Annotated in this window: 20 protein-coding genes; 6 read left to right on the plus strand and 14 right to left on the minus strand. The window is 69.7% G+C overall.

Annotated elements, in window-relative coordinates; genetic code table 11:
* Positions 1-22: 22 nt before the first annotated feature.
* From MT347_RS04970 to MT347_RS04995, 6 genes are all read right to left on the minus strand, one after another.
* On the minus strand, positions 23-958 hold the full coding sequence (locus MT347_RS04970; protein WP_243498653.1) for an ABC transporter substrate-binding protein: 936 nt from the start codon (positions 956-958) through the stop codon (positions 23-25).
* On the minus strand, positions 955-1,737 hold the full coding sequence (locus MT347_RS04975) for an ABC transporter permease (protein WP_243498655.1): 783 nt from the start codon (positions 1,735-1,737) through the stop codon (positions 955-957). Before MT347_RS04975 ends, MT347_RS04970 begins: the two co-directional genes overlap by 4 nt.
* Positions 1,734-2,483 carry an ABC transporter permease gene (locus tag MT347_RS04980; protein ID WP_243498657.1) on the minus strand — a complete coding sequence of 250 codons (750 nt, stop codon included), beginning with the start codon at positions 2,481-2,483 and terminating at the stop codon, positions 1,734-1,736. The genes MT347_RS04975 and MT347_RS04980 overlap by 4 nt, the downstream gene beginning before the upstream one ends.
* The gene (locus tag MT347_RS04985) at positions 2,480-3,304 is read right to left on the minus strand and encodes an ABC transporter ATP-binding protein (protein ID WP_243498659.1); all 825 of its coding nucleotides are present in this window, start codon (positions 3,302-3,304) and stop codon (positions 2,480-2,482) included. Before MT347_RS04985 ends, MT347_RS04980 begins: the two co-directional genes overlap by 4 nt.
* A 14-nt stretch (positions 3,305-3,318) precedes the next feature.
* Positions 3,319-3,621 (minus strand): DUF427 domain-containing protein, encoded by a 303-nt coding sequence (locus tag MT347_RS04990; protein WP_243498660.1) that lies wholly within the window; start codon positions 3,619-3,621, stop codon positions 3,319-3,321.
* A gap of 136 nt (positions 3,622-3,757) precedes the next feature.
* Complete coding sequence (locus MT347_RS04995) at positions 3,758-4,684, minus strand: 4-(cytidine 5'-diphospho)-2-C-methyl-D-erythritol kinase (RefSeq protein ID WP_243499055.1); 927 nt, start codon at positions 4,682-4,684, stop codon at positions 3,758-3,760.
* A 246-nt stretch (positions 4,685-4,930) separates the two neighbouring features.
* Here MT347_RS04995 and MT347_RS05000 point away from each other — a divergent pair, with 246 nt between their 5' ends.
* Positions 4,931-6,511 carry a stealth family protein gene (locus tag MT347_RS05000; RefSeq protein ID WP_243498662.1) on the plus strand — a complete coding sequence of 527 codons (1,581 nt, stop codon included), beginning with the start codon at positions 4,931-4,933 and terminating at the stop codon, positions 6,509-6,511.
* Here MT347_RS05000 and MT347_RS05005 read toward each other — a convergent pair.
* Positions 6,462-7,397, minus strand: a complete 936-nt coding sequence (locus MT347_RS05005) for a phosphodiesterase (protein WP_243499057.1) — start codon at positions 7,395-7,397, stop codon at positions 6,462-6,464. The genes MT347_RS05000 and MT347_RS05005 overlap by 50 nt on opposite strands.
* 276 nt (positions 7,398-7,673) lie before the next feature.
* Positions 7,674-8,513 (minus strand): 16S rRNA (adenine(1518)-N(6)/adenine(1519)-N(6))-dimethyltransferase RsmA, encoded by an 840-nt coding sequence (rsmA, locus tag MT347_RS05010; RefSeq protein WP_243498665.1) that lies wholly within the window; start codon positions 8,511-8,513, stop codon positions 7,674-7,676.
* A 66-nt stretch (positions 8,514-8,579) separates the two neighbouring features.
* Here rsmA and MT347_RS05015 point away from each other — a divergent pair, with 66 nt between their 5' ends.
* Positions 8,580-10,040: a sugar porter family MFS transporter gene (locus MT347_RS05015; RefSeq protein WP_243498667.1), complete on the plus strand. Its 1,461-nt coding sequence runs from the start codon at positions 8,580-8,582 to the stop codon at positions 10,038-10,040.
* Positions 10,041-10,633: 593 nt separating this feature from the next.
* Here the strand turns inward: MT347_RS05015 and MT347_RS05020 are convergent.
* The 3 genes from MT347_RS05020 to rsmI all read right to left on the minus strand — a co-directional run bounded on the left by MT347_RS05020 (position 10,634) and on the right by rsmI (position 14,258).
* Complete coding sequence (locus MT347_RS05020; RefSeq protein WP_243499059.1) at positions 10,634-11,497, minus strand: TatD family hydrolase; 864 nt, start codon at positions 11,495-11,497, stop codon at positions 10,634-10,636.
* 200 nt (positions 11,498-11,697) lie between these two features.
* On the minus strand, positions 11,698-13,272 hold the full coding sequence (metG, locus tag MT347_RS05025; RefSeq protein WP_243498670.1) for a methionine--tRNA ligase: 1,575 nt from the start codon (positions 13,270-13,272) through the stop codon (positions 11,698-11,700).
* 167 nt (positions 13,273-13,439) lie between these two features.
* Entirely contained in the window at positions 13,440-14,258 is an 819-nt protein-coding gene (gene rsmI / locus MT347_RS05030; protein ID WP_243498672.1) for a 16S rRNA (cytidine(1402)-2'-O)-methyltransferase, read from the minus strand.
* Between the two features lie 22 nt (positions 14,259-14,280).
* On the opposite strand from rsmI, the gene MT347_RS05035 reads away from it, so the two are divergent.
* Entirely contained in the window at positions 14,281-15,849 is a 1,569-nt protein-coding gene (locus MT347_RS05035; RefSeq protein ID WP_243498674.1) for a dolichyl-phosphate-mannose--protein mannosyltransferase, read from the plus strand.
* A 1-nt stretch (position 15,850) separates the two neighbouring features.
* Entirely contained in the window at positions 15,851-16,612 is a 762-nt protein-coding gene (locus MT347_RS05040; protein WP_243498676.1) for an AAA family ATPase, read from the plus strand.
* Between the two features lie 210 nt (positions 16,613-16,822).
* On the opposite strand, the gene MT347_RS05045 is transcribed toward MT347_RS05040, so the two are convergent.
* Genes MT347_RS05045 through MT347_RS05055 form a run of 3 tightly spaced genes read right to left on the minus strand, consistent with a single transcriptional unit; the run spans position 16,823 to position 20,930 of the window.
* Positions 16,823-18,640, minus strand: coding sequence for a thioredoxin domain-containing protein (locus MT347_RS05045; protein WP_243498679.1), 1,818 nt, complete (start codon positions 18,638-18,640; stop codon positions 16,823-16,825).
* A 15-nt stretch (positions 18,641-18,655) separates the two neighbouring features.
* A complete protein-coding gene (locus MT347_RS05050; protein ID WP_243498681.1) occupies positions 18,656-19,492 on the minus strand; it encodes an aldo/keto reductase in 837 nt (278 codons plus the stop codon).
* 52 nt (positions 19,493-19,544) lie between these two features.
* Complete coding sequence (locus MT347_RS05055; RefSeq protein WP_243498683.1) at positions 19,545-20,930, minus strand: aminotransferase class I/II-fold pyridoxal phosphate-dependent enzyme; 1,386 nt, start codon at positions 20,928-20,930, stop codon at positions 19,545-19,547.
* A gap of 128 nt (positions 20,931-21,058) precedes the next feature.
* On the opposite strand from MT347_RS05055, the gene MT347_RS05060 reads away from it, so the two are divergent.
* Both MT347_RS05060 and hydA read left to right on the plus strand, forming a co-directional pair.
* Positions 21,059-21,907: a nitrilase-related carbon-nitrogen hydrolase gene (locus MT347_RS05060; RefSeq protein ID WP_243498685.1), complete on the plus strand. Its 849-nt coding sequence runs from the start codon at positions 21,059-21,061 to the stop codon at positions 21,905-21,907.
* Between the two features lie 2 nt (positions 21,908-21,909).
* Complete coding sequence (gene hydA / locus MT347_RS05065) at positions 21,910-23,346, plus strand: dihydropyrimidinase (protein ID WP_243498687.1); 1,437 nt, start codon at positions 21,910-21,912, stop codon at positions 23,344-23,346.
* Positions 23,347-23,356 lie beyond the last annotated feature (10 nt).

Genomic DNA, 23,356 nt, shown 5'->3' on the forward strand with positions numbered 1-23,356 from the left:
TCCGTCGAGTGGTCGGGTCCGGTCAGACCAGGCCGGCCTCCTTGAGCCAGTCGGCTGCGGCGGTGGACGCCGACGCCTGTTCGCTGCCTTCGACGCGGTCGCGCAGGGCGATCAGGTCGTCGGTGGTGAGCTTGGCCGAGATGGCGTCGAGCGCCTCCTTCAGCTCGGGCGAGTCGATGGAGGTGCTGAGCAGCGGGAGCACGTTCTGCGCGGCGATGAGGTTCTCCGGGTCCTCCAGCACGACCAGGTTCTCGGCGACCAGCGCCGGCGAGGTGGTGTAGATGTCGGCCACCTGGACGGTGTTGTCGACCAGCGCGCGCACGGTGTCGGGGCCGCCGAAGTCCTCATAGGGCACGAAGGTGACGTTGCTGACGCCGTAGACGGACGCCAGACCCGGGATGCCGTACCCGAGCTCCGCGAACTGCGGGTTGGCGCCGAGGCTGAAGGGCTGGACCTTGGCCAGGTCGGCGATCGAGGTGAGGCCGTTCGCCTGCGCGTACGCGCTCGTGACGACGTAGGCGTCCTTGTCCTCCGCCTCGGCGGAGTCGTAGACGGTGAGGTCGTCGGCGGCGACCGCATCGGTCAGGGCGGCGTCGACGTCCTCGGTCGTGCGCTGGGTGAACTCGGTGTCGTAGTAGGCCAGCAGGTTGCCGTTGTACTCGGGGATCAGGTTGATCGAGCCGTCCTGCAGGGCCGGGATCGTCTGCTGACGCGGGCCGATGTTGAACTTGGTCTGGACGTCGAAGCCCTTGGCCGTCAGCGCCTGCGCGTAGATCTCGCCCAGGATCTCGCTCTCGGGGAACGCGAACGAACCGACGATGATCTGGCTGGAGTCACCACCACCGGCATTACCGGTGTCGGGAGCGGTGGGATCCGCCTGCGAACACCCTGCCAGGGCCACGACGGCCCCGACCGCGATGACGCCCACGGCGACCCGGCCTTTACTGAAAATGCTCATGCTGTGACATTCCTCTCTTGGGTTGGTGTTTCCACCACCGTCTCGGGACGGGACGCCCGTCGACGGGATTTGAGTCCGCGGGAGCCGTCATCGGCTCCGGGGACTCGGGTGACGCGCTGCACCAGTGCGAACAACGCGTCTACCACGAGGGCGAACACCGTCACGAGGATGGCGCCGCCGAGTATGCGGTCGTAATCATTGAGACCGATTCCGCTGCTGATGATGCGACCCAGCCCGCCCAGCCCCGCGTAAGAGGCGATGACCGCCGTCGCGATGACCTGCAGGGTGCCGGCTCGGAGTCCACCGATGATCAGCGGAAGGGCCAGCGGGATCTCCACCCGCGTCAGGATCTGCATTTCTGTCATGCCCAGCGAGCGGGCGGCGTCGATGGCCGGACGCGAGACCGATTCCAAGCCGGCGTAGGCCCCGGCGAGGATCGAGGGGATGGCCAGGATGACGAGGGCCACCGTCGTGCCCCAGAACACGCCGGAGGCGCCCTTCACGAGGGTGCCGAGCACCATCGTGAGGAAGAACAGCACGCCGAGGGTCGGCAGCGCGCGCATGGCGCCGGTGAAGCCGATCACGAATTGGCGGCCCCGACCGGTGTGCCCGATGTAGAACCCGAGCGGAAGGGCGATGAGCGCGGCGATGACCACCGCGAGGGCCGTGTACTGCAGGTGCTCGAGGAGCCGGTCCTGGATGGGCAGGGGCGAAACGCCCCCCGGCTGCCAGTTCTGCGGCGTGAGGATCCACGCGATCGCGTCGAGGAAGAGGTTCACGAATCCTCCCCCGCTCCGGTGAACACGCTGTTGCCCGCGGCGATCGGTGCGGTTCCGCCCGCCGCGATCGGCACGGCGACGGTTGCGCGCTTGCTCCCGCGGCGCGCCGCTCGATCGACGCGCACCCACGGCATGAGGATTCGTCCGGCGGCTACCAGGATGAGGTCGAACACGAGGGCGATCAGCAGCGTGGCCATGATGCCGACCCCCACCTCTTCGAGGTTGTTACGCGCCTTGCCGTTGGTGAACAGGTAGCCGAGGTTCTGCGAACCGATCAGCACACCGACCGACACGAGGGCGATCGTCGACACCGAGACGACGCGAAGACCCGCCAGCATGACAGGGCCCGCGAGCGGGAACTCCACCTGCCAGAACCGCCGCCACGCGGAAAAGCCCATGGCGGTGGCGGCCTGTTTGGTCTCGGCGGAGACGGAGAAGAACGCGTCCGACGTGGCTCGCACCATGATCGCGACCGCGTAGATCGTGAGGGCCACGATCAGGTTCGTGTCGCTGAGGACCTTCGTTCCGAGGATCGCCGGAAGGATGACGAACAACGGCAGCGAGGGGATCGTGTACAGCAGGCTCATCGCGGTGATGACCGTGCCGCGCGCGAAACGCCCCGTGAGCGTCAGACGCCCCAGCGGCACGGCGATCACGAACCCGAGCACGATCGGGATGATGCTCAACCGGATGTGGTTGAGGGTGAGGTCCAGCACGAGGGGGAAGTTTCCCCACAGCCAGGTCACGACACCGGCTCGTCTCTCAGCGCACCCTGAGTGCGCCCTTCCGCATCCACCACCACCGTGCCGTTCGGCGTCTCCTTGAGGTGCAGGGCACGCTTGCCCTTGACGGCACCGATGAAGCTCGCGACGAAGTCGCTCGCGGGGTTCTCGACGATCTCGCTCGGGGTCCCGACCTGGGCGATCTTCGCGCCCTTCTCGAGGATGACGACCTGGTCGCCCAGGAGGAAGGCCTCGTCGATATCGTGGGTGACGAAGACGATGGTCTTGCCGATTTCGCTCTGCAGGCGGATGAGCTCCTGCTGCAGCTCGTCGCGGACGATGGGGTCGACCGCCCCGAACGGCTCGTCCATGAGCAAAATGTTCGGGTCGGCCGCGAGACCGCGGGCCACGCCCACGCGCTGCTGCTGTCCGCCGGAGAGCTGGCTCGGGTAGCGGTCGGCCATGGCGGAGTCCAGGCCCACGGTCTGCATCAACTCGATCGCACGGGTGCGCGCGGCCTTGCGATTCTGCCCCTGCAGCACCGGAACGGTGGCGATGTTGTCGGACACGGTGAAGTGCGGCAGCAGGCCCGAGTTCTGCATCACATAACCGATGCTGCGCCGGAGCTGCACGGCGGGCTTGCCGCCGATGTCGTCGCCGTCGATCGTGATCGACCCCGACGAGGGCTCGACCATGCGGTTGATCATTCGCAGGAGCGTGGTCTTCCCGCATCCGGACGATCCGACGAAGACCGTCGTCTTGCGTGACGGGATGACGAGATGGAAGTCGTCGACGGCGCGCGTGCCGTCGGGGAAGGCCTTCGAGACGGCCGAGAATTCGATCATGGGTTCGTCCGACCTCAGTCGGAGACCACGACCTTGCGGTCGAAGGCGACGTAGCCGGCGAAGTCCTTGCCGACGCGATCGACCGCGCCGGGGCGAAGATCGGGGTAGGACCACGCGCCGTCGGTAAGCTCCGCGCCGTCCAGCGAGACGTTCCAGTACTGGGCAGCCCCCTTCCAGGGGCAGGTGTAGGGGGTGGGGCTCTGGTGAAGTGCGCCCTCGCGAACGGCCTGCGGCGGGAAATACCAGTTGCCCTCGATCGAGGCCAGGTCGTCGCGGTCTGCTTCGGCGATCACGACGCCGTCGAGCACTGCCTTCATGGGATACCCCCTTCGTGGCGTCCCGCGGGCACGGCGCCCAGCGGTGACGGACCACCTCGCACGAGGCTAACCAGGTACCCGTTTCGACATCGGAAGATTGCTCCGTGTGTCGGCCTGGGCTATGGTGCAGGCGCTGTCAGACCACTCGCGCGCCCGCCACGGGTCCGTGCACGTGGAGAGCGATGAGTCCGGCAGCGCTCAGGGTGACCTGAAGGTCGATGGCGGATGACTCGTCGGCCGCGAGGAAGGCCAGCGTCGGACCCGACCCCGAGACGAGACCCGCCAGGGCTCCCGAACTCTCACCGCGCTCGAGCACGCGCGCCAGATCGGGCCGCAGGTGCAGCGCCGGTGCCTGCAGATCGTTGCGCAGCGTCGCCGCGAGCATCTTCGCGTCGCCCTGCCGCAGCGCGTGCAAGACGTCGGGGTCGACGGCGGGGACACGCGGCGCCGGGCCGATGTCGACGGCGTGGCGCTCGCGGTGCGCGTCGAGCTCGCCGTAGACCACCGGCGTCGACATCCCGACGTCGTTGGGCACGAGCACCCAGTCGAACCGGCCGCGAGCCAGGGCGGGGCTCAACTCGTCACCGCGTCCGGTGCCCACCGCCGTGCCACCCATCAACGCGAACGGCACGTCGGCGCCCAGGCGTGCGGCGAGCCGGGAGAGCTCGCTCGTCGGCATCCCGAGCCCCCACAGCGCATCACAGGCGACGAGGGCCGCGGCTGCATCGGCGGAGCCTCCGCCCATTCCGCCGGCGACGGGCACGGCCTTGCGGATCGACAGGTGCGCGCCCCGGTCGACGCCCGCGGTCTGCGCGAGCAGCCGGGCCGCGCGCACGGCGAGGTTGCGATCGTCGGTGGGGACGCCCTCGACGTCGACGGGGCCCCGAGCCGACACCTCGATCGTGATGTCATCGGCGGGCGATGCCGTCATCTCTTCGTACAGCGACACCGCCTGAAACGCCGTCGCCAGCTCGTGGTAGCCGTCGTTCTGCACGTCGCCGACTTCGAGGAAGACGTTGATCTTTCCCGGTGCACGCACGCGGACGGATGCCGGGGTATGCAGCGTCACCGTCGCCCCCCTCGGCTCACACGACCCGCGCGGCCCGCGTGTGCGAGACTGATGCTTCGGCCCATGTCTTTCCGTCGCTCGTCAAGCGGTACGGGAAGGTCCGGGCCGGAGCGAGCGATCTGAGTCACTCTTCGACAGTAGCGCTCCGCTCCCCGCCGTTCGCCGTCGCCGCCGAAACGTCGCCGAAACCCCGGAACCGTACGGTGACCGGAACCCGTCCCCTACCCCCGAGGAGGCAGTATGCGCCCGATGGTCCCCCTGTCGATCGACGCCGATCCCTGGCGCGCCCTGCTCTCCCGATCGGATATCCGGATGCACGACGGCATCCTGCACATGGTCGACGACACGGCCACCCCGGCCCTCGCCGAGCGTGACGACCTGCTGACGGCCGCCTCGGCGATCGAGGCCGCGGGGGTGCGCGTGCTGCTGGTGCGCGACGCGAACCGTCGTCCGAAGCTCGTCGTCGACACCGCCGACGCGGGAGCCGCGATCACGGCTCTGCACGACCCCGAGCTGGGCCCGTTCTACATGAAGGCCCGGGGCGAAGACCCTGTGCCCGCGCACAGCGTTCACACTCCGGCCGGCTCCGTGCAGGCGTACGCCGTGTTCCGTCCCCGCACCTCCACCGAGGGCTCGTACCGCTACGGTGCCTCGCTCGCCCCCCGCCTCGAGCTCTGGCGCTTCGGCGAGAAGACCGTCGAGGCCCCTCGACCCAGCGCCCTCAGCCGCCGCCGGTTCGCCGTCGCCGACCTCGACCTCGCCGAGGTGGAGCGCTACGGACGCCGTTGGACGACGATCTCGGGCATGTTCGACCCGCACCCCAACGAGTTCACCGCCGATGTCGACATGGTCTTCTCCTGGGTCGACGGTTCGTCCAGTGAGTTCCAGCGCCAGCGCGCGGCCCGCATGAAGGGTTACGTGGTCGGCGACGGCGACGACAACGCCGCCCGCTACCGCCAGGTCGACGAGCTGCGCTACGCGCTGCGGAGCGTCCACATGTACGCCCCGTGGGTGCGTCGCATCTTCATCGCGACCGACTCCCCCACCCCGGAGTGGCTCGCGGACCACCCCAAGGTGACGATCGTGCGTAGCGAGGAGTTCTTCGCCGACCCCTCAGTGCTGCCCACGCACAACTCTCACGCGGTCGAGGCTCAGCTGCATCGCATCCCCGGGCTGGCCGAGCACTTCCTTTACAGCAACGACGACATGTTCTTCGGGCGCCCCGTCACCCCCGAGCTGTTCTTCAGCGGCGGTGGGGTGAGCCGCTTCGTGGAGAGCGGCGTGCGGATCGGCGCCGGTCCGGCGCACGTCGATCGCTCGGGCCACGACAACGGCCTGCGAGTGAATCGCGCGCTGCTGAAGGAGCGATTCAACCGCGTCATCACGCTCGACCTCGAGCACTGCGCGACGCCGCTGCGCCGCTCGGTCGCCTTCGAACTCGAGCAGGAATTCGCCGACGATTATGCGCGCACGGCGGCGAGCCGTTTCCGTTCGTCGACCGACATCTCGGTCACGAACAGCCTGTACCACTACTACGCGCTGGCGACCGGTCGCGCGATCGTGACCACCGCACCTCGCACGCGCTACGTGCAGACCACCCAGCTCGATTCGCTGCGCACGATGGAGCGCCTCGTCTCGCGCCGCGACACCGACATGTTCTGCCTCAACGACGGCAGCGTTCCCGAGATCCCCGAAGAGGTCCGCGTGCCGGCTCTCCGAGCGTGCCTCGAACGCTACTTCCCGGTCGCCGCCCCGTGGGAGAAGCCGGCGGTCAGCGCAGGATCGGCAGCGGCGTCGTCGGCGGCGATACCCGTCCGCTGAGTTCACGCGTGGCCGGGACCATGAGCCCGGCCTCGCGCAGACGTCGCTGCGACTCCGCGGCATCCACGTACTGCAGAGCCTCGGCAGCACCGAGGGGCACGACCGAGTGCACGACCGTCTCGTCGTAGACGTGCACGATGTTGAAGCCCTGCGCGGCGTCCTGGGGGCGGGTTCCGCCCACGGGGACCATGAGGTCCTGCGTGTAGCAGGTGGCGGATGCCACCGACACGGGGATGCCGGCGAAGGTGGCGAACGTCGAGTAGTGCAGGTGTCCGGCGAGAATGGCGCGCACGTCGCTGCCGCGGAGCACAGCGGCCAGGCTCCGCTGGTCGCGCAGTTCGACGGAGGCGGCCAGATCGAGGACGCTCGGCACCGGCGGGTGGTGCATCGCGAGGATCGTTCCGAGCGGGGCGGGTGTCGCGAGCACGTCGGCGAGCCACGCGAGCTGCGGGGCACTCACCTCGCCGTGGTGGGCGCCCGGCACCGAAGTGTCGAGGGTGACGATGCGCAGGCCGTCGAACTCGTCGACCCGGTCGACCGGTGCGGTGGGGGCGGCGCCGTCGCCGGGGAGCAGGCTCGCGCGGAAGGCGGTGCGGTCGTCGTGGTTGCCCATGACCCACACGACGCGCGTGCCGAGGCGTTCGGCGAGAGGATCGATCAGCGCGCGCACCCGCTCGTACGCGTCGGCTTCGCCGAAGTCGGCGAGATCGCCCGTGAACACCATCGCGTGCGGCCGGACCCCGGACTGCTCGATCGCCAACACCGCACGAGCGAGATAGGCCTCCGAGTCGACACTGTCGTACAGCGGCGTGCCGCCGGCACGGAGGTGGGTGTCGCTCAGGTGCAGCAGCACGCGTTCGGCACGGGGGTATTCGGAGTAGCGCATCTCGAGTTCCTCTCGGGCCGTCGGGTGCGGCCTCGTCACCGGCGTGATGCTCCCGGTGCCTCGAAATGTTACAGACATGTTTCGCGAACGCGTGATGAACACGTCGGGAATTCACCCAGACGCGTCTGTGCCCGGCGGTGACTCCGTCGCTCCCGCGCACGCACAGCGGGGCGTGCCAGCCCCGACACGACGAGGAACACCCAGTCCCGTGCGGCACGTCGCGAAACGCCCCGCCATCGTGCCGGAACGAACCGCGCCGTCAGGCCCGGCGCCGGGTCAGAGGGCGGCGATGCGCGCGTAGTCCTCGACCGTGAGCTGCTCGCCGCGCAGCGTCGGGTCGACCCCGACCTTCTCGAGCGTCGCAGACGCCTCGGCCGACGTTCCGCCCAGAACGCCGGACAGCGCCTGGCGGAGCATCTTGCGGCGCTGCTGGAACGCGGCATCCACGATCTGGAAGGTGCGGCGCCGGTGCTCCTCGGTGCCGCGCGGCTCGGCATCCCGATCGAAGCCGACGAGCACGCTGTCGACGTTCGGCACGGGCCAGAACACCTGCCGCGACACCGTCCCGGCCAGGCGCCATGAGCCGTACCATGCGGCCTTCACGCTCGGCGCTCCGTAGATCTTGGAGCCGGGCGGCGCCGCGAGGCGCTCCCCCACCTCGGCCTGCACCATTACGACACCGCGTTGCAGGTACGGGAAGGTCTCGAGAAAATGCAGCAGCACGGGCACCGAGACGTTGTACGGCAGGTTGGCCACGAGCACGCTCGGCTCGCCCGGCAGCTCGTCGACGCGCAACGCGTCGGCGTCGATCACGGTGAGCCGGTCGGCGGGCACATCGTGCGCAGCGGCGGTGGCGGGCAATCGCGCCGCCAGGCGGTGGTCGATCTCGACGGCGACCACCGATGCCCCCGTCTCGAGGATCGCGAGGGTGAGTGAGCCGAGGCCCGGACCGATCTCGACGACGCGGTCGGATGCCGTGACCCGAGCCGCCTGCACGATCTTGCGCACGGTGTTGGCGTCGACGACGAAGTTCTGCCCGAGCTTCTTGGTGGGGGTGACGTCGAGGTCGGCGGCGAGCCGTCGGATCTCGGTCGCGCCGAGGAGGGAAACGGGCATTGTTCCACTGTAGTCAGGGCTCCGCCAGAACCCGCTGCGCCGAAGCGTCGGGACTAGCGTGAACGGGTGAGCCAGACGCAGTCCATCCCCTCGAACGCCTTCACACTCAGAAGTCCCTACGGGCGCCGAGCGATCGGACTGTCGCTCGCCGCCGCCGTGGGCGGCTTCCTCTTCGGGTTCGACTCCTCCGTGATCAACGGCGCCGTGGATGCCGTCGAGAGCAACTTCGAGCTCACCCAGGTGCTCACCGGCTTCGTCGTCGCGGTGGCCCTGCTCGGCTGCGCGGTGGGGGCCGTGGTCGCCGGAGCACTGTCGGATCGCTGGGGACGCCTGAAGGTCATGCTCCTGGGAGCCGTGCTGTTCTTCGTGTCATCGATCGGCGCCGCCCTGACCTTCAGCGTGCCCGATCTGATCCTCTGGCGTGTGATGAGCGGCCTCGGCATCGGGATCGCCTCGGTCGTCGCGCCCGCCTACATCGCCGAGGTCGCCCCCCGCCAGATCCGCGGCGCGCTCGCATCGCTGCAGCAGTTGGCGATCACGCTCGGCATCTTCGGCGCGCTGCTGTCCGATGCCGTGTTGGCCAACAGCGCCGGCGGCGCCGCCAACGAGCTGTGGCTCGGTATGGAGGCCTGGCGCTGGATGTTCCTGGTCGGGGTCGTGCCGGCGGCGGTCTACGGCATCCTGTCGTTCACCGTTCCGGAGTCGCCGCGCTTCCTGCTGGCGAAGGGACGGGTCGACGAGGCCCGCGCGATCTTCACCCGGCTGGTGCCGCCCGCGGATCTCGAGAAGACGATGAAGGACCTCACCCAGGCGATCGAGACCGATCGCAAGAACGCGAACGTGTCGCTGCGGGGTCCGGTCCTGGGCCTACAGCGCATCGTCTGGATCGGCATCATCCTGTCGGCGTTCCAGCAATTCGTCGGCATCAACGTGATCTTCTACTACTCGACGACCCTTTGGAAGGCGGTCGGCTTCCAGGAGAGCGACTCGCTGCTGATCTCGGTCATCACGTCGGTGACCAACGTCCTGGTGACGCTCGTGGCGATCTTCCTCGTCGACCGGGTGGGCCGGAAGCCCATCCTGCTGACCGGTTCGGTGTTGATGACGGTGTCGCTCGGAGCCATGGCTCTGGCATTCACCTTCGCTCAGGGCAGCGGTGACGACGTGTCGCTGCCGGCGCCGTGGGGAACGGTGGCGCTGGTCGCTGCGAACCTCTTCGTCGTCGGCTTCGGCGCGTCGTGGGGGCCCTTGGTGTGGGTGCTGTTGGGCGAGATCTTCCCGAGCCGCATCCGCGGTCGCGCTCTCGGCGTCGCGGCCGGGGCGCAGTGGATCGCGAACTTCGCGATCACGGTGTCGTTCCCGGCGATGTCGAGCTGGTCGCTCCCGCTCACCTACGGCATGTACGCGCTGTTCGCGGCGCTGTCGTTCTTCTATGTCGCCTTCCGCATCCCCGAGACCAAGGGCATGGAGCTCGAGCAGACCGAGACGCTGTTCGTGGACAAGCCGAAGACTCGAGCGAAGGCATAGCGGATGCCGAAGGCCGGCGCCCCGCGGGGTGCCGGCCTTTCGTGTGCGCGCACGTCTGCCGCGAGCGCAACCTCCGCGATTCGCGCAGAGTCAGCGGCATCCGCGACGAAGCGGGTGAGGCTGCGCAGATCACTGAGGATGTGCACCGCGCCGCGCGCACCGCGCACAACCTCCGCGATTCGCACAAACTCAGGAGCATCCAGGAAGAAGCGGGTGAGGCTACGCAGATCACTGAGGATGCGCACCTCGCCGCTCTGCGCGCGCCGCGCACAACCTCCGCGATTCGCGCAGAGTCAGCGGCATCCGCGACGAAGCGGGTGAGGCTACGCAGATCACTGAGGATGTGCACCGCGCCGCGCGCACCCCGCGCGCCCTCCAGATCCGCCGGCCGGGGCGGTCGCGCGGGTCGCGGTGAGCGCAACCTCCGCGACCTGAACGACCTCAGTCGCCCTCGGGGCGCGAGGCTGAGATTGCGCGGATCACTGAGGTTGTGCGCGAGCGCCGCCGTCGCGGCCGGAGCGATCTCGCGCAATCCCGACGACAGCCCGAGTCGTAAATGGGAGGGAGGGCGGACCGCGGGCGCGGGACGCGCGTCAATCCTCGAACGTGCCGTAGACGCGCAGCGTGTTCGCCGCGATCTGCGCGGCGAGCTCGTCGGCATCCATCCCGAGCTCCGCCGCGAGGAACCGCAGCGTGACCGGAATCAGGTACGGGGCATTCGGACGACCGCGGTACGGCGCGGGCGTCAGGAACGGCGCGTCGGTTTCGACGAGGATGCGATCGAGCGGCGTCACGGCGAGGGCGTCGCGGAGGTTCTGGGCGTTCTTGAACGTGACGTTGCCCGCGAACGACAGGTAGTACCCACGGTCGGCGGCGAGGCGCGCCATGTCGGCGTCGCCGGAGAAGCAGTGGAACACCGTCTTTTCAGGGGCACCGACGCGTTCGAGCGTCTCGAGCACCGCGTCGTGGGCGTCGCGGTCGTGGATCTGCATCGCGATCCCGTGTTTCTTCGCCAGGGCGATGTGCGCCTCGAAGGAACGCATCTGCGCAGGGATGCCGTCCGCGTCGGTGCGGAAGAAGTCGAGCCCCGTCTCGCCGATGGCGCGCACCCGCGGCTCGGCGGCCAGCTCGTCGATCACCGCGATCGCGGCATCCAGCTCGCCTGCCCGCTCGTACACGGGGGCCTCGTTGGGGTGGATCGCCACCGCCGCGAGCACGCGGGCCTGCGTGCGCGCCGCCCACGCCGACCAGCGCGAGGAGTCGACATCTCCACCCGCCTGCACCACCCCGTGCACCCCCACCGCGAGAGCGCGTTCGAGCTGCTCGTGGAGCGAGAGACCGGTGTCGCCGTCTTCGATCTCGAGGTGCGTGTGATTGTCGTAGACCGGGATGCCGAGCGGCTCCGGCGCGGGCGGGTAGCTGACGTCGCGACGGCCGTCCACTGACCGCTCGCGCACGTACTGGCTGGGGTCGGCGGCGTCGACCGTGCCGCGGGGGCGCTCGACGGGGGTGGAACCGGCGGTCGGCCCCGTGGCCGGGCCGTGCTCGGAGGCGGACCCTTCGACGGGCTCAGGGACCGCCTGCGCTGCTATGCCAGGACCCGGACTATTCCCGGCAGCCGCGCCGGACGCCCTGGCCGGCTCCGGTGTCACGGGCGTCACGCCTGCTCGACGCGCGGGAACAGCGGCGTGAGAGCGCTGACCGTCGACCCGGGACGCAGCGCACCCCACGCCCCGGCCTCGCGCAGCGGCTGATCGACCAGGCGACCGAGGCTCTCGGCCGCGCCGAGCGCGATCCACAACTTCTCGGTCGAGGCGGGCATGACCGGCGACAGCAGCACCGCCAGGGCACGAAGCCCCTCGGCCGCCGTGTAGAGGACCGTACCGAGGCGCTCGCGGTTGGCCTCGTCTTTGGCGAGGGCCCACGGCTCGTTCTCGGTGATGTAGCCGTTGAGGGCGTCGACGATGGTCCAGATGGCGGCGATCGCCTCATCGATGCGGAAGCGCTCGACGGCTGCGTCGGCGGCCGCCGCGGCATCCGCCACGATCTTCTGGATCGCCAGATCGCCCTCGGCGTAGGTGCCGGCCGACGGCACGACCCCGTCGAAGTACTTCTCGATCATCGCGACGCTGCGCGACGCCAGGTTGCCGAAACCGTTGGCGAGCTCGGCCTGGTAGCGGGCCGACAGGTCTTCCCACGAGAAGGACCCGTCTTGGCCGAAGGCGATGGCGGAGAGGAAGTAGAAGCGGTACGCGTCGGAGCCGAAGACATCGGTGATCTCGGTGGGCGCGATGCCGGTGAGCTTCGACTTCGACATCTTCTCGCCGCCGACGAGCAGCCACCCGTGGGCGAAGACGCCGCGGGGCACGTCGAGTCCGGCGGCCATGAGCATGGCCGGCCAGATGACGGCGTGGAAGCGCAGGATGTCTTTACCGACCACGTGGAACGCGGGCCACCGGCGGGCGAACTGCTCGGGGTCGTTGCCGTAGCCGACGGCGGTGGCGTAGTTGAGCAGCGCGTCGACCCACACGTAGATGACGTGCGAGGAGTCCCACGGAACCGTGATGCCCCAGTCGAACGCCGAGCGCGAAATCGAGAGGTCTTTCAGTCCGCTCCGCACGAACGAGACGACCTCGTTGCGCGCCGATTCGGGACGCACGAAGTCGGGCTCGGTCTTGTACAGCTCGAGCAGACGGTCCTGGAACTCGCTGAGCTTGAAGAAGTAGTTCTTCTCCTGCAGCAGTTCGAGGGGCTTCGAGTGGATCGCGCACACCTTGAGGCCCTCGAAGGGGCCGGTGCCGTCGACGATCTCGGCCTCGGGCTTGAACTCCTCGCAGCCGACGCAGTACAGCGCCTCGTATTCGCCCGCGTAGATGTATCCGCGGTCGAAGAGCGCCTGCACGAACTGCTGCACGCGCTCCTCGTGGCGGGGCTGCGTCGTGCGGATGAAGTCGTCGTTGGCGACGTCGAGCGTCTCGAGAAGTGGGAACCACGACTCGGTGACGAGCTTGTCGACCCATTCCTGCGGCGTGACGTTGTTGGCGGCCGCGGCGCGCAGCATCTTCTGGCCGTGCTCGTCGGTGCCCGTCAGCATCCAGGTGTCGTCGCCCGCCTGGCGGTGCCAGCGCGCGAGCGTGTCGACGGCGACGGTCGTGTACCCGTGCCCGATGTGGGGCAGATCGCTGGGGTAGTAGATCGGCGTCGTGATGTAGAAGGATCGGCCGGAAGTCACCTCAGGATTCTACGGGGGTGCACCGACACGGCCGACCGTGTGACGCCCCGACCGTGCCGCCGTCCGGCCGCGCGAGCCGGCGCGAGAGAGGTCATCTTTTGTCGCCGCGGGCGATTCTCGGCGACACTTTCCGACCCCTCGCGCGCGGTGCGGGCCGAGGACGGGCATCAGCGCTTGACGGCGAGCCCCGCCTGATACAACTCGCGCGACGAGTGACCGGTCTGCGACGCCACCTCGGCAGCCGCCTCTTTGAGCCGCGTCCCGGCGCGCACGAGCTCGAGCACCTGGGTCACGGCATCCGGGAACGCCACCTCGCGGGCCTCGGCTCCGCCCACCACGATCGCGATCTCACCGCGCACGCCCTCGGCGGCCCACGCGGCGAGCTCGGCGAGGGTACCGCGCTTGACCTCTTCGTAGAGCTTGGTCAGCTCGCGGCAGACGGCGGCGGGGCGATCGGCGCCGAACGCCGAAGCGAGGTCGTCGAGGGTGGATGCCAGTCGCGACGGCGACTCGAAGAACACGAGGGTCCGCTCCTCGGAGGCCAGCTGCGCGAAAGCTCTGCGGCGCTCCCCGGGCTTGCGACGCGGAAACCCCTCGAACGCGAAGCGATCGGTGGGGAGCCCCGCGACGGCGAGCGCGGTGACGACGGCGCTGGGTCCGGGAAGGGCGGTGACGGTGACGCCCGCCGCGGCCGCGGCGGCGACGAGACCGAAACCGGGGTCGCTCACCGTGGGCATGCCGGCGTCGCTGAGGACGAGGAGGTCGTCGTTGCGGGCGAGCTCGACGAGCTCGGCGGCGCGTTCCTTCTCATTGTGATCGTGCAGAGCGATGAGGCGCGGGCGGTTCTCGACGCCGAGACCCGCGAGAAGGCGCTGGGTGGTGCGGGTGTCTTCGGCGGCGATGACGTGAGCGTTCTCGAGTGCCTCGACCAAGCGCTTCGAGGCGTCGCCGAGGTTACCGATCGGCGTCGCCGCGAGGATGATCACCGCCCCACCTTATGCTGGGCGCGTGAGTACCGCTGTCCCCACTCTGCACCCCGATGGGGAACGCACGCGCCTCGATCGGTGGCGCGATGCCCTGCTCGGCGATCCCCGCAGACTGCGTCTGTGGGGCTGGCTCGCGCCCGCCATCGTGACCATCGTCGCCGCGGTGCTGCGCCTGTTCGATGTGGGCACGCCCCATGCGCTCGTCTTCGACGAGACGTACTACGTGAAGGACTCGTGGAGCCAGTGGGTGCTCGGCTATCCGTCGACGTGGCCCGAGAACGCCGACGCCAGCTTCACCACGGGCGACACCGACATCTTCACCGGCGTCGGCAGTTACGTGGTGCACCCCCCTCTCGGTCGCATCCTCATCGGCGCGGGAATGGCGCTGCTCGGACCCGACTCGGCGACGGGCTGGCGGCTGTCGGCCGCCCTCTTCGGCACCGCCACCGTGCTGCTGGTGTACGTCATCGCGCACCACCTCACCCGGTCGATCCCCTTCGCCACCGTGGCATCCGGTCTCATCGCCATCGACGGCGTCAGCATCGTCCTCAGCCGCACCGCGCTGCTCGACGTTTTCCTGACGTTCTTCGTCGTGCTCACTTTCTGGTTCGCCTTGCTCGACCACAAACGCACCGGCGACCGCCTCGACGCGGCCATGGACGAGCTCCCCGGCCCCAACACGTGGGGTCCGCTGCTGTGGGACCGCCCGTGGCTCCTGGCGGCCGGCGCCGCCGCGGGGGCCGCCACCGCGGTGAAGTGGTCGGGGTTGTACCTGATCGCCGCGATCGGCATCTACGTCGTCGTCACCGATGCCCTCGCCCGCCGCCGCGTCGGGATCGTGCAGTGGCCGATGGATGCCGTGCGCCAGGGCCTCATCTCGTTCGTGCTGATCGTGCCGGTCTCCATCGTCGTGTATCTGACGAGCTGGTCGGGCTGGCTGTTCACCACCGGCGGCTACATGCGCGGCAGCGAAGGGATGGGCACGGGTCTACTGGCCTTCCTTCCCGTGCCGCTGCAGAACCTGTGGGCGTACCACCAGTCGATGTACGGCTTCCACGTCGGTCTCGTCACCCCGCACAGCTACGCCAGCCCCGCGTGGCAGTGGCCGCTGCTGATCCGCCCCACGTCGATGTATTGGCACCAGGACGACTTCGGCGTGAACGGCTGCGCGCTGCCGAACGGCTGCACGGAGGCGATCGCGAGCAACGCCAACCCCCTCATCTGGTGGGCCGGGATCGCGGCATCCGTGTATCTGCTCGTGAGGTTCGTGATGGTCCGCGACTGGCGCTTCGCGCTGGTGCTGACCGGCCTCGCCTGCACCTACCTGCCGTGGTTGCTGTACCCCGAGCGCACGATCTTCCAGTTCTACACGGTGGCGATGGTGCCGTTCCTCGTGCTGGCCCTCGCCTTCGCGCTGCAGGACGTCGGCCGAGGGGTAGGCGGGCTCTCGCGCGCCACGGGTCAGGTGATCGTGGCGGTTTTCCTCGTCGTGTGCGTCGCTATCTCGGCGTTCTGGTATCCGGTGTGGGCGGGCCTTCCCGTCTCATACGAGTTCTGGCGGCTGCACAACTGGCTGCCCAGCTGGATCTGACATGTCGCGCGGTGACACCTGGCTCCACGACCCGCGGCCGATCCAGCGCGTCAAAGTGCTCCGCGACGCGCCCGTCGACCCGCAGGTGTGGCCGGCCGACATCCCCGCCGTAGCTCACTTCCTCGACGTCGCGCGCGGCGACGGCTGGGAGTTCGGCGCAGGTGTGACCTTCCTCGTCGGGGAGAACGGCTCGGGCAAGTCGACACTCATCGAGGGCATCGCCGAGGCGTACGGCCTGCCCGCGGAGGGCGGTTCGACGAACGGTGGCGGCGAGACGCGCCGCACCGAGAGCCCGCTCGGCGAGTGGCTGCGCGTCGAACGCAGCCCCCGCGCCCCGCGATGGGGCTTCTTCCTGCGCGCCGAGACGATGCACAGCTACTACTCGTGGCGGGACGACCTGCCCGACGCCCCGCCGAGCCTGCACCCGATGAGCCACGGCGAGTCATTCAACGCGCTGCTCGACGAAGCGCTCGACCATCCCCACTACGTCGCGGGGCTCGCGTGCCTCGACGAGCCCGAGGCGGCGCTGTCGTTCTCGTCGACGCTGCGCTGGTTGGCATCCCTCGACCGCATGCGCTCGCGCGGCACGCAGGTGATCTGCGCCACCCACTCCCCCGTGCTGGCGGCGCTGCCCGGGGCGACGATCCTCGAGCTCGGCGAGTGGGGCATCCGCGAGAGCGCGTGGGAGGACCTCGAGGTGGTGCGGTTGCAGCGCGGGTTCCTGGAGGCGCCGGGGCGGTACTTGCGGCACTTGCTGGACTGAAGGCGGCGCGGGGCGGCACAGGGGCGACGTGGAGGCGGCGGGGATGTGCCGAGAAACGCGATGCGCAAGGAGAAACGCCTCGACGCGTTGTTTCACCGCGCGGATGCCGTTTCTCGACAGAGGTGCTGACCACGGCGCGGATGCCGCGGATGCGGGCTGTGGCGGGACGTGCGTGTCGCGCGGGGGGCGACGAGCCTCGGCGCCGCGGCGTCAGACGAGCGCGGCCGGATCCGTCGTCGGCAAGGCACACGTGAACGCGCGGCAGTCGTACGCCGTCGCCTCACCGCGCAGCGCGACCTTGCCCTCGAACAACTCGAAGCCCGCCGCGGCGAACGCGACGGCCTGAGACGGCGACACCACTGCGACCACGTCGGCGGCGACCCGGCGGGCGGCGTCGGCGATCTCGGCATCGGGCTCCCCGACCACGACGACCTGACGGGGCGCCGACGCCAGCCCCACCGCGACATCGAGGATCGCACCGTGCGCGAGAGGTGTGGCCAGCGCCGTCTCCGTCGCAGCGCGAACGAGCGCGAGAGCGGCCGCACGGTACCGCTCCCCCGCCCCCAGGCGCCAGAGGTCGAGGGCGGCCGCGGCGAACACCGACGGCCCCGAGGGCGACGCGCCGTCACTGGGCACGCCCTGGGCCTGCATGCCCTGAGCGACGAGCACCGGATCGCCGCCGCCGGGCGGGTGGATGCCGTCGTCGCCGAGGCAGAGGTCGACGAGCGCCCGCGCCCGCTCGGCGTAGGCGACTTCGCCGGTCGCGCGCGCAAGGGCGATGAGACCCCGAGCGAGTCCGCCGTAGTCCTCGAGCGTCGCGGGGGCGGCGGAGCGGATCTCGTCGAGCGAGGCGCGGCGGAGGGTTCCGTCGTCGGCCATGTTGCTCTCGAGCACGGCGTCGGCGGCCCAGCGCGCGGCCTCGAGGAAGCGCGGGTCGGTGCGGGTTCCGGCGGCGGCGAGCGCGGCGATCGCGTGGCCGTTCCACCCGGTCACGACCTTGGCATCCAGGGCCGGGGGCGTCAGCGTGGACCGATCCGTCGCGCGGTAATACCCGCCCTCGTTGCGAACGCCGTCGATGATCGACTCGGAGTCCTGGGCTGCCGCGATCCCGCCGGACGGCAGCTGCAGCACGTCGACGAGGAACCGCGCGGCGTCGATCGCGGTGGCGTCGTCGCCGGCGGCGAGAGCGACCTCGACGAGACCCGCGTTGTCGGTGAGCATGCGCTCGTAGTGCGGCACGCTCCAGTCGCGGCGGGTGGCGTAACGGAAGAAGCCGCGCTCGACGGTGTCGTGGAGGTCGGAGCCGGCCATGGCCCGCAACGCACGGGATGCCACGGCTGCGGCATCCGGGGCCTCCGGGGCCAGCGCGGGGTGCTGGAGGAATCGCAGGACGGGGGTGTTCGGGAACTTCGGCGTCTCGAAGGCCGGGCCCGCGGCGAAGCCGGCGTACTCCCGATCCTCGCGCGCGGCGACGGTGCGCGCGGCGGCCGCGAGCTGCGCGAGAGACGGGGGCGCATCGGCCGGGGCGGTTGCGGCGGCCGCCAGCGCGTCGCGCAGCGAGGATCCTGTGGCATCCACGTCGCTCCGCCGCTCGGTCCACGCCTCCCGGACCGCGGCGAGCACCTGACGGAACGAGGGCTGGGGCGGGCGCGGCGCGGGCGGGAAATACGTGCCGGCGTAGAACACGCGACCCTGGGGCGAGACGAAGACCGTCAGCGGCCACCCGAGGTGCGGGGTGAAGGCGGACGCGGCGTCGAGGTAGGCGGCATCCACATCGGGATGCTCCTCGCGGTCGACCTTGATCGCGACGAAGCCGTCGTCGAGGATCGCCGCAACCTCGGGGTCTTGGAACGACTCCCGCGCCATCACGTGGCACCAGTGGCAGGTGCTGTAACCGATCGAGACCATCACGGGGACGTCTCGCTCGGCCGCGAGCGCGAACGCCTCGGCCCCCCACGGGAACCACGCGACGGGATTGTCGGCGTGGGCCCGGAGGTAGGGGCTCGAGGCGTTCGCGAGGCGGTTCATGCGCGCCTTGTCAGATCACTCGACGTCGTCGGGGTGCGAGCCGACACGGCCCGAACCGTCGCCCGGGTCGACGGCGTCGATCGCGGCCATCTCGTCGGCGGTGAGCTCGAAGTCGAACAGGGCGAAGTTCTCTTCGAGGCGCTCGCGGCGCACCGACTTGGGGAACACGATGAAGCCGTGCTGGATGTGCCAGCGCAGAACGGCCTGCGCCGGGGACTTGCCGTGGGCCTCGGCGGCATCCTTCACCGCGGGCAGCTCGAACAGGTCGTACTTGCCCTGGCCGAGCGGGCCCCACGACTCGATGTGCATGTCGTGCTCCTGGCCCCAGGCGGAGATCTCGCGCTGACTGAGGGCGGGGTGCAGCTCGATCTGGTTCACCACCGGGGTGACACCGGTCTCGGCGACGATGCGGTCGAGGTGCGGCACGAGGAAGTTCGAGACGCCGATCGATCGGGTCTTTCCCGCCTCACGGATCTCGATGAGCTTCTGCCACGCGTTGAGGTAGTTGTCGGCCTTGGGCGTCGGCCAGTGCACGAGGTAGAGGTCGACGGCGTCGAGACCGAGCTTCTGAAGGCTCTCATCGATCGCGGCGTGGGGCTCGTCGCCGTCGTGCCGTGCATTCCAGAGCTTCGTGGTGACGAAGAGGTCGTCGCGGGGGATGCCGCTCGCGGCGATGGCCTTTCCGACCCCCTCCTCGTTCTTGTAGATCGCGGCGGTGTCGATGTGGCGGTAGCCGACCTCGAGGGCCTCGGAGACGGCACGCTCGGCGTCGTCGGCGGGCACGAGGAACACCCCGTAGCCGAGCTGGGGGATGGAGTTTCCGTCGTTGAGCTGAACTGAAGGAACGGTCATGCATCGAGCCTAGGAGAATCGATTCGGAGCGGCTTCGGGGTTGACGCGCCGGTCACGACGGCGGAGGAGCGGATGCCGCCCGGGCGAGCGCATCGGCCACCAGCCGCACGTTCTCGGTGACCGATCCCGCCGTGACCCGCACTCGTTGATGCGCCGACCCATCGGCCACGAACGGCCCGCCCGCGGCCACCGCGATCCCCTCCGCGGCGAGATAGACGACGGCCGCGCGCTCGTCACGGACGGGCAGCCACAGGTTGATACCGTCGGGTGCGCCCACGTCGATGTCGAGACGGCGCAGAGCCGCGGCCATGCGGTCGAGCCGGTCGCGGTAGATGAGCCGGGCCGTGCGCACCGGTGCGACCGAGCGCGAGTCGGTGAGCAGTTCGAGCAGCACGCTCTGCAGCAGCCGCGACGTCCACCCCGGTCCGAGCATCCGGCGCCGCACGATCCGCTCGACGATGCGGGCGGGCCCGCCGAGCGCGGCGATGCGCAGGTCGGGGCCGTGCGACTTCGAGAACCCGCGGACGTGGACGACCTGAGCGGGGATCCAGCGCGCGAGGGTGACCGCCGGGGCGGTGGCGATGAGCGCCGAATGGTCGTCCTCGATCACCGTGACCGCCCGCCCTCCCGGAACGGTCAGGAGCACGTTCGCCAGGCGCCGTGCCCGCTCGACCGACATCGACACCCCGGTGGGGTTCTGCGCCCGGGTCTGCAGCATCAGAGTCGACGGACGCTGCGCCAGAGCGCGCGCCAGCGCGGCGGGCAGGATGCCGTCGGCGTCGCTCTCGAGCGGCAGGACGACGCCCCCGGTGGCATCCACCAGATCGAAGATGTAGGGGAACCCCGGGGACTCCACCGCGACCCGATCGCCGAAGCGCACCACCTGCTCGACCGTGCGCGAGATGCCGTCGAGCGCGCCGTCGACGACGGTGAGCGCCTCCACCGTCCGCACCGGCCAGTCCTCCACAAGCGCGTCGTGCAGCTCGGGGAGCACGGGAAGGTCGTGGTAGCGGCCGGTGTCGGCGCGCGGACGCGCGCGCGAGAGCGCCCGCTCGAGCGAGGGCAGCATCGCGGGATCGGGCGTCCCGAGGGAGAGGTCGAGACGGATGCCGTGGGCTCCGCGTCCGCCGAGTCCGCTCGGAGCGGCGACGGGCGATCCCTCGCCCGAGGCCATCCCCCGCACCCGCGGGCTCAGCCACTCGCGACGTTCGGAGCGCACGAACGTGCCCGAACGTCCGCGGGAGGTGACGACTCCCGCCTGGGCCAGTGCGCGCCAGGCCGCGGCGACCGTCCCGGTGGACAAGCCCAGGTCGGCCGCCATCTGACGGACGGTGGGGAGTCGTTCTCCAGGGCCCAGTGTTCCGTCGCTGACGAGGCGGGCGATCTCGGCCGCGAGGCCCGCCGCGGAGCGGGATGCGAGGGCGCGGGGTGAGAGCATGCGGCTCCAATTAACGGCGAAGTCACCCGACGAAATCGTCGGGAAATGTTCAGGCGCGACAGTAACAGAACGCCCCGCCAGAATGCGACCACCCGCACTCCCCGCGGGGCAGAGACCGAGGAGGACCCATGACGACGGTGCGAGCGGCCATCACGCAGACCACGTGGACCGGTGACAAGGAATCGATGCTCGACAAGCACGAGCAGTTCGCCCGTGACGCGGCGGCTCGCGGCGCCGAAATCGTGTGCTTCCAGGAGCTGTTCTACGGGCCCTACTTCGGCATTACGCAGGACCAGAAGTACTACCGGTACGCGGAGCCCGTCGACGGGCCGATCGTGAAGCGCTTCGCCGCCCTCGCGAAAGAGCTCGGCGTCGTGAGTGTGCTCCCCATCTACGAAGAGGCCCAGACGGGGGTGTACTACAACACCTCGGTCCTCGTCGACGCCGACGGCACCGTGCTCGGCAGCTACCGCAAGAACCACATCCCGCACCTCGAGAAGTTCTGGGAGAAGTTCTACTTCCGCCCGGGCAACCTCGGATACCCCGTCTTCGACACCGCCGTCGGCAAGGTCGGCATGTACATCTGCTACGACCGCCACTTCCCCGAGGGGTGGCGCGAACTCGGTCTGAACGGCGCGCACATGGTGTTCAACCCGAACGCCACCAAGCCCGGCCTGTCGAACCGCCTGTGGGAGGTCGAGGGCCCGTGCGCCGCCGTCGCGAACGGCTACTTCGTGCTGCAGCCCAACCGGGTCGGGCGCGAGGACAACGAGTACGGCGACGACGCGGTGTCGTTCTACGGCAGCAGCCAGGTCATCGACCCCCGCGGCAACCACGTCGGAGCGATCGGCTCGGCCGAGCACGAGGAACTGCTCATCCGCGACCTCGACATGGATCTCGTGCAGCAGATGCGCGACGACTGGCAGTTCTACCGCGACCGCCGCCCCGACACCTACGGCGAGATCGTGGAGGCCTGACAATGGCCACCACCCTGCTCACGGGCGGCACCGTCGTCTCGGCGACGGGACGCACCGCCGCCGACGTGCTCCTGGACGGTGAGACAATCGCCGCCGTGCTGGCACCGGGCTCCACTCTGCTGGGGCACGACCTCGCGGCATCCGTCGACACCGTCATCAACGCCACCGGCAAGTACGTCATCCCCGGCGGAATCGACGCGCACACGCACATGCAGCTACCCTTCGGCGGCACGAGCGCCTCCGATACGTTCGAGACCGGCACCCGCGCGGCGGCCTGGGGCGGCACGACCACGATCGTCGACTTCGCGGTGCAGCGTGCCGGCGAGCGCGTGCAGGACGGCCTCGCCCACTGGCACGAGCTCGCCGCGGGCAATTGCGCGATCGACTACGGCTTCCACCAGATCGTCGGAGGGGTGGATGCCGACTCCCTCGCCGCTCTCCCGGGGCTCATCGACGAGGGCATCTCGAGCTTCAAGATGTTCATGGCCTACCCCGGGGTCTTCTACGCCGACGACGCCCAGATCCTGCGGGCGATGCAGGTGGCCGCCGACACGGGGCTTTTGACGATGATGCACGCCGAGAACGGTCCCGTGATCGACGTGCTCGCCGAGCAGCTGATCGAGAAGGGCAAGACCTCGCCCTACTTCCACGGCGTCGCCCGCGCCTGGCAGATGGAGGAGGAGGCCACCCACCGCGCCATCATGCTGTCGCACCTCACCGGGGCGCCGCTCTACGTCGTTCACGTCAGCGCGAAGCAGGCCGTCGAGCAGCTCGCGTGGGCGCGTGACAACGGTCAGAACGTGTTCGGAGAGACGTGCCCGCAGTACCTCTATCTCTCGCTCGAGGATCAGCTCGGCGCCACGAGCGAGGAATGGGGCGACTTCGAGGGCGCGAAGTGGGTGTGCTCCACCCCGCTGCGCTCGAAACAGGAGGGCCACCAGCACCACATGTGGCAGGCGCTGCGCACCAACGACGTGCAGATGGTCTCCACGGATCACTGCCCCTTCTGCATGAAGGACCAGAAGACGCTCGGCCAGGGCGACTTCCGCGCGATCCCCAACGGCATCGGCTCGGTCGAGCACCGTATGGACCTCATGTACCAGGGCGTGGTCACGGGACAGATCACGCTCGAGCGGTGGGTGGAGCTGACCAGCACGACGCCGGCGCGCATGTTCGGGATGTACGGCAAGAAGGGCGTGATCGCCCCCGGCGCCGACGCCGACCTCGTCGTGTACGACCCGGCCGGTCACACCTCCATCGGTGTCGGTAAGACCCATCACATGAACATGGACCACTCCGCGTGGGAGGGCTTCGAGATCGACGGACACGTCGACACCGTCATCTCGCGCGGCAAGGTCGTCGTCGACGACGGCTCCTACCTGGGCGCGCCGGGCGACGGCCGCTTCGTCAAGCGCGGCCTGAGCCAGTACCTGATCTGAGAGGAGACCC

This window comes from Microbacterium sp. VKM Ac-2923, assembly GCF_022815605.1.
Taxonomy (GTDB): domain Bacteria; phylum Actinomycetota; class Actinomycetes; order Actinomycetales; family Microbacteriaceae; genus Microbacterium.

Bases quoted from the DNA above. Each gene is read 5' to 3' on its own strand.
- MT347_RS04970 (WP_243498653.1), bottom strand. From the start codon at position 958: ATGAGCATTTTCAGTAAAGGCCGGGTCGCCGTGGGCGTCATCGCGGTC.
- MT347_RS04985 (WP_243498659.1), bottom strand. From the start codon at position 3,304: ATGATCGAATTCTCGGCCGTCTCGAAGGCCTTCCCCGACGGCACGCGC.
- MT347_RS04990 (WP_243498660.1), bottom strand. From the start codon at position 3,621: ATGAAGGCAGTGCTCGACGGCGTCGTGATCGCCGAAGCAGACCGCGAC.
- MT347_RS05000 (WP_243498662.1), top strand. From the start codon at position 4,931: ATGCGCCCGATGGTCCCCCTGTCGATCGACGCCGATCCCTGGCGCGCC.
- MT347_RS05005 (WP_243499057.1), bottom strand. From the start codon at position 7,397: ATGCGCTACTCCGAATACCCCCGTGCCGAACGCGTGCTGCTGCACCTG.
- rsmA (WP_243498665.1), bottom strand. From the start codon at position 8,513: ATGCCCGTTTCCCTCCTCGGCGCGACCGAGATCCGACGGCTCGCCGCC.
- MT347_RS05040 (WP_243498676.1), top strand. From the start codon at position 15,851: ATGTCGCGCGGTGACACCTGGCTCCACGACCCGCGGCCGATCCAGCGC.
- MT347_RS05045 (WP_243498679.1), bottom strand. From the start codon at position 18,640: ATGAACCGCCTCGCGAACGCCTCGAGCCCCTACCTCCGGGCCCACGCC.
- MT347_RS05050 (WP_243498681.1), bottom strand. From the start codon at position 19,492: ATGACCGTTCCTTCAGTTCAGCTCAACGACGGAAACTCCATCCCCCAG.
- MT347_RS05055 (WP_243498683.1), bottom strand. From the start codon at position 20,930: ATGCTCTCACCCCGCGCCCTCGCATCCCGCTCCGCGGCGGGCCTCGCG.
- MT347_RS05060 (WP_243498685.1), top strand. From the start codon at position 21,059: ATGACGACGGTGCGAGCGGCCATCACGCAGACCACGTGGACCGGTGAC.
- hydA (WP_243498687.1), top strand. From the start codon at position 21,910: ATGGCCACCACCCTGCTCACGGGCGGCACCGTCGTCTCGGCGACGGGA.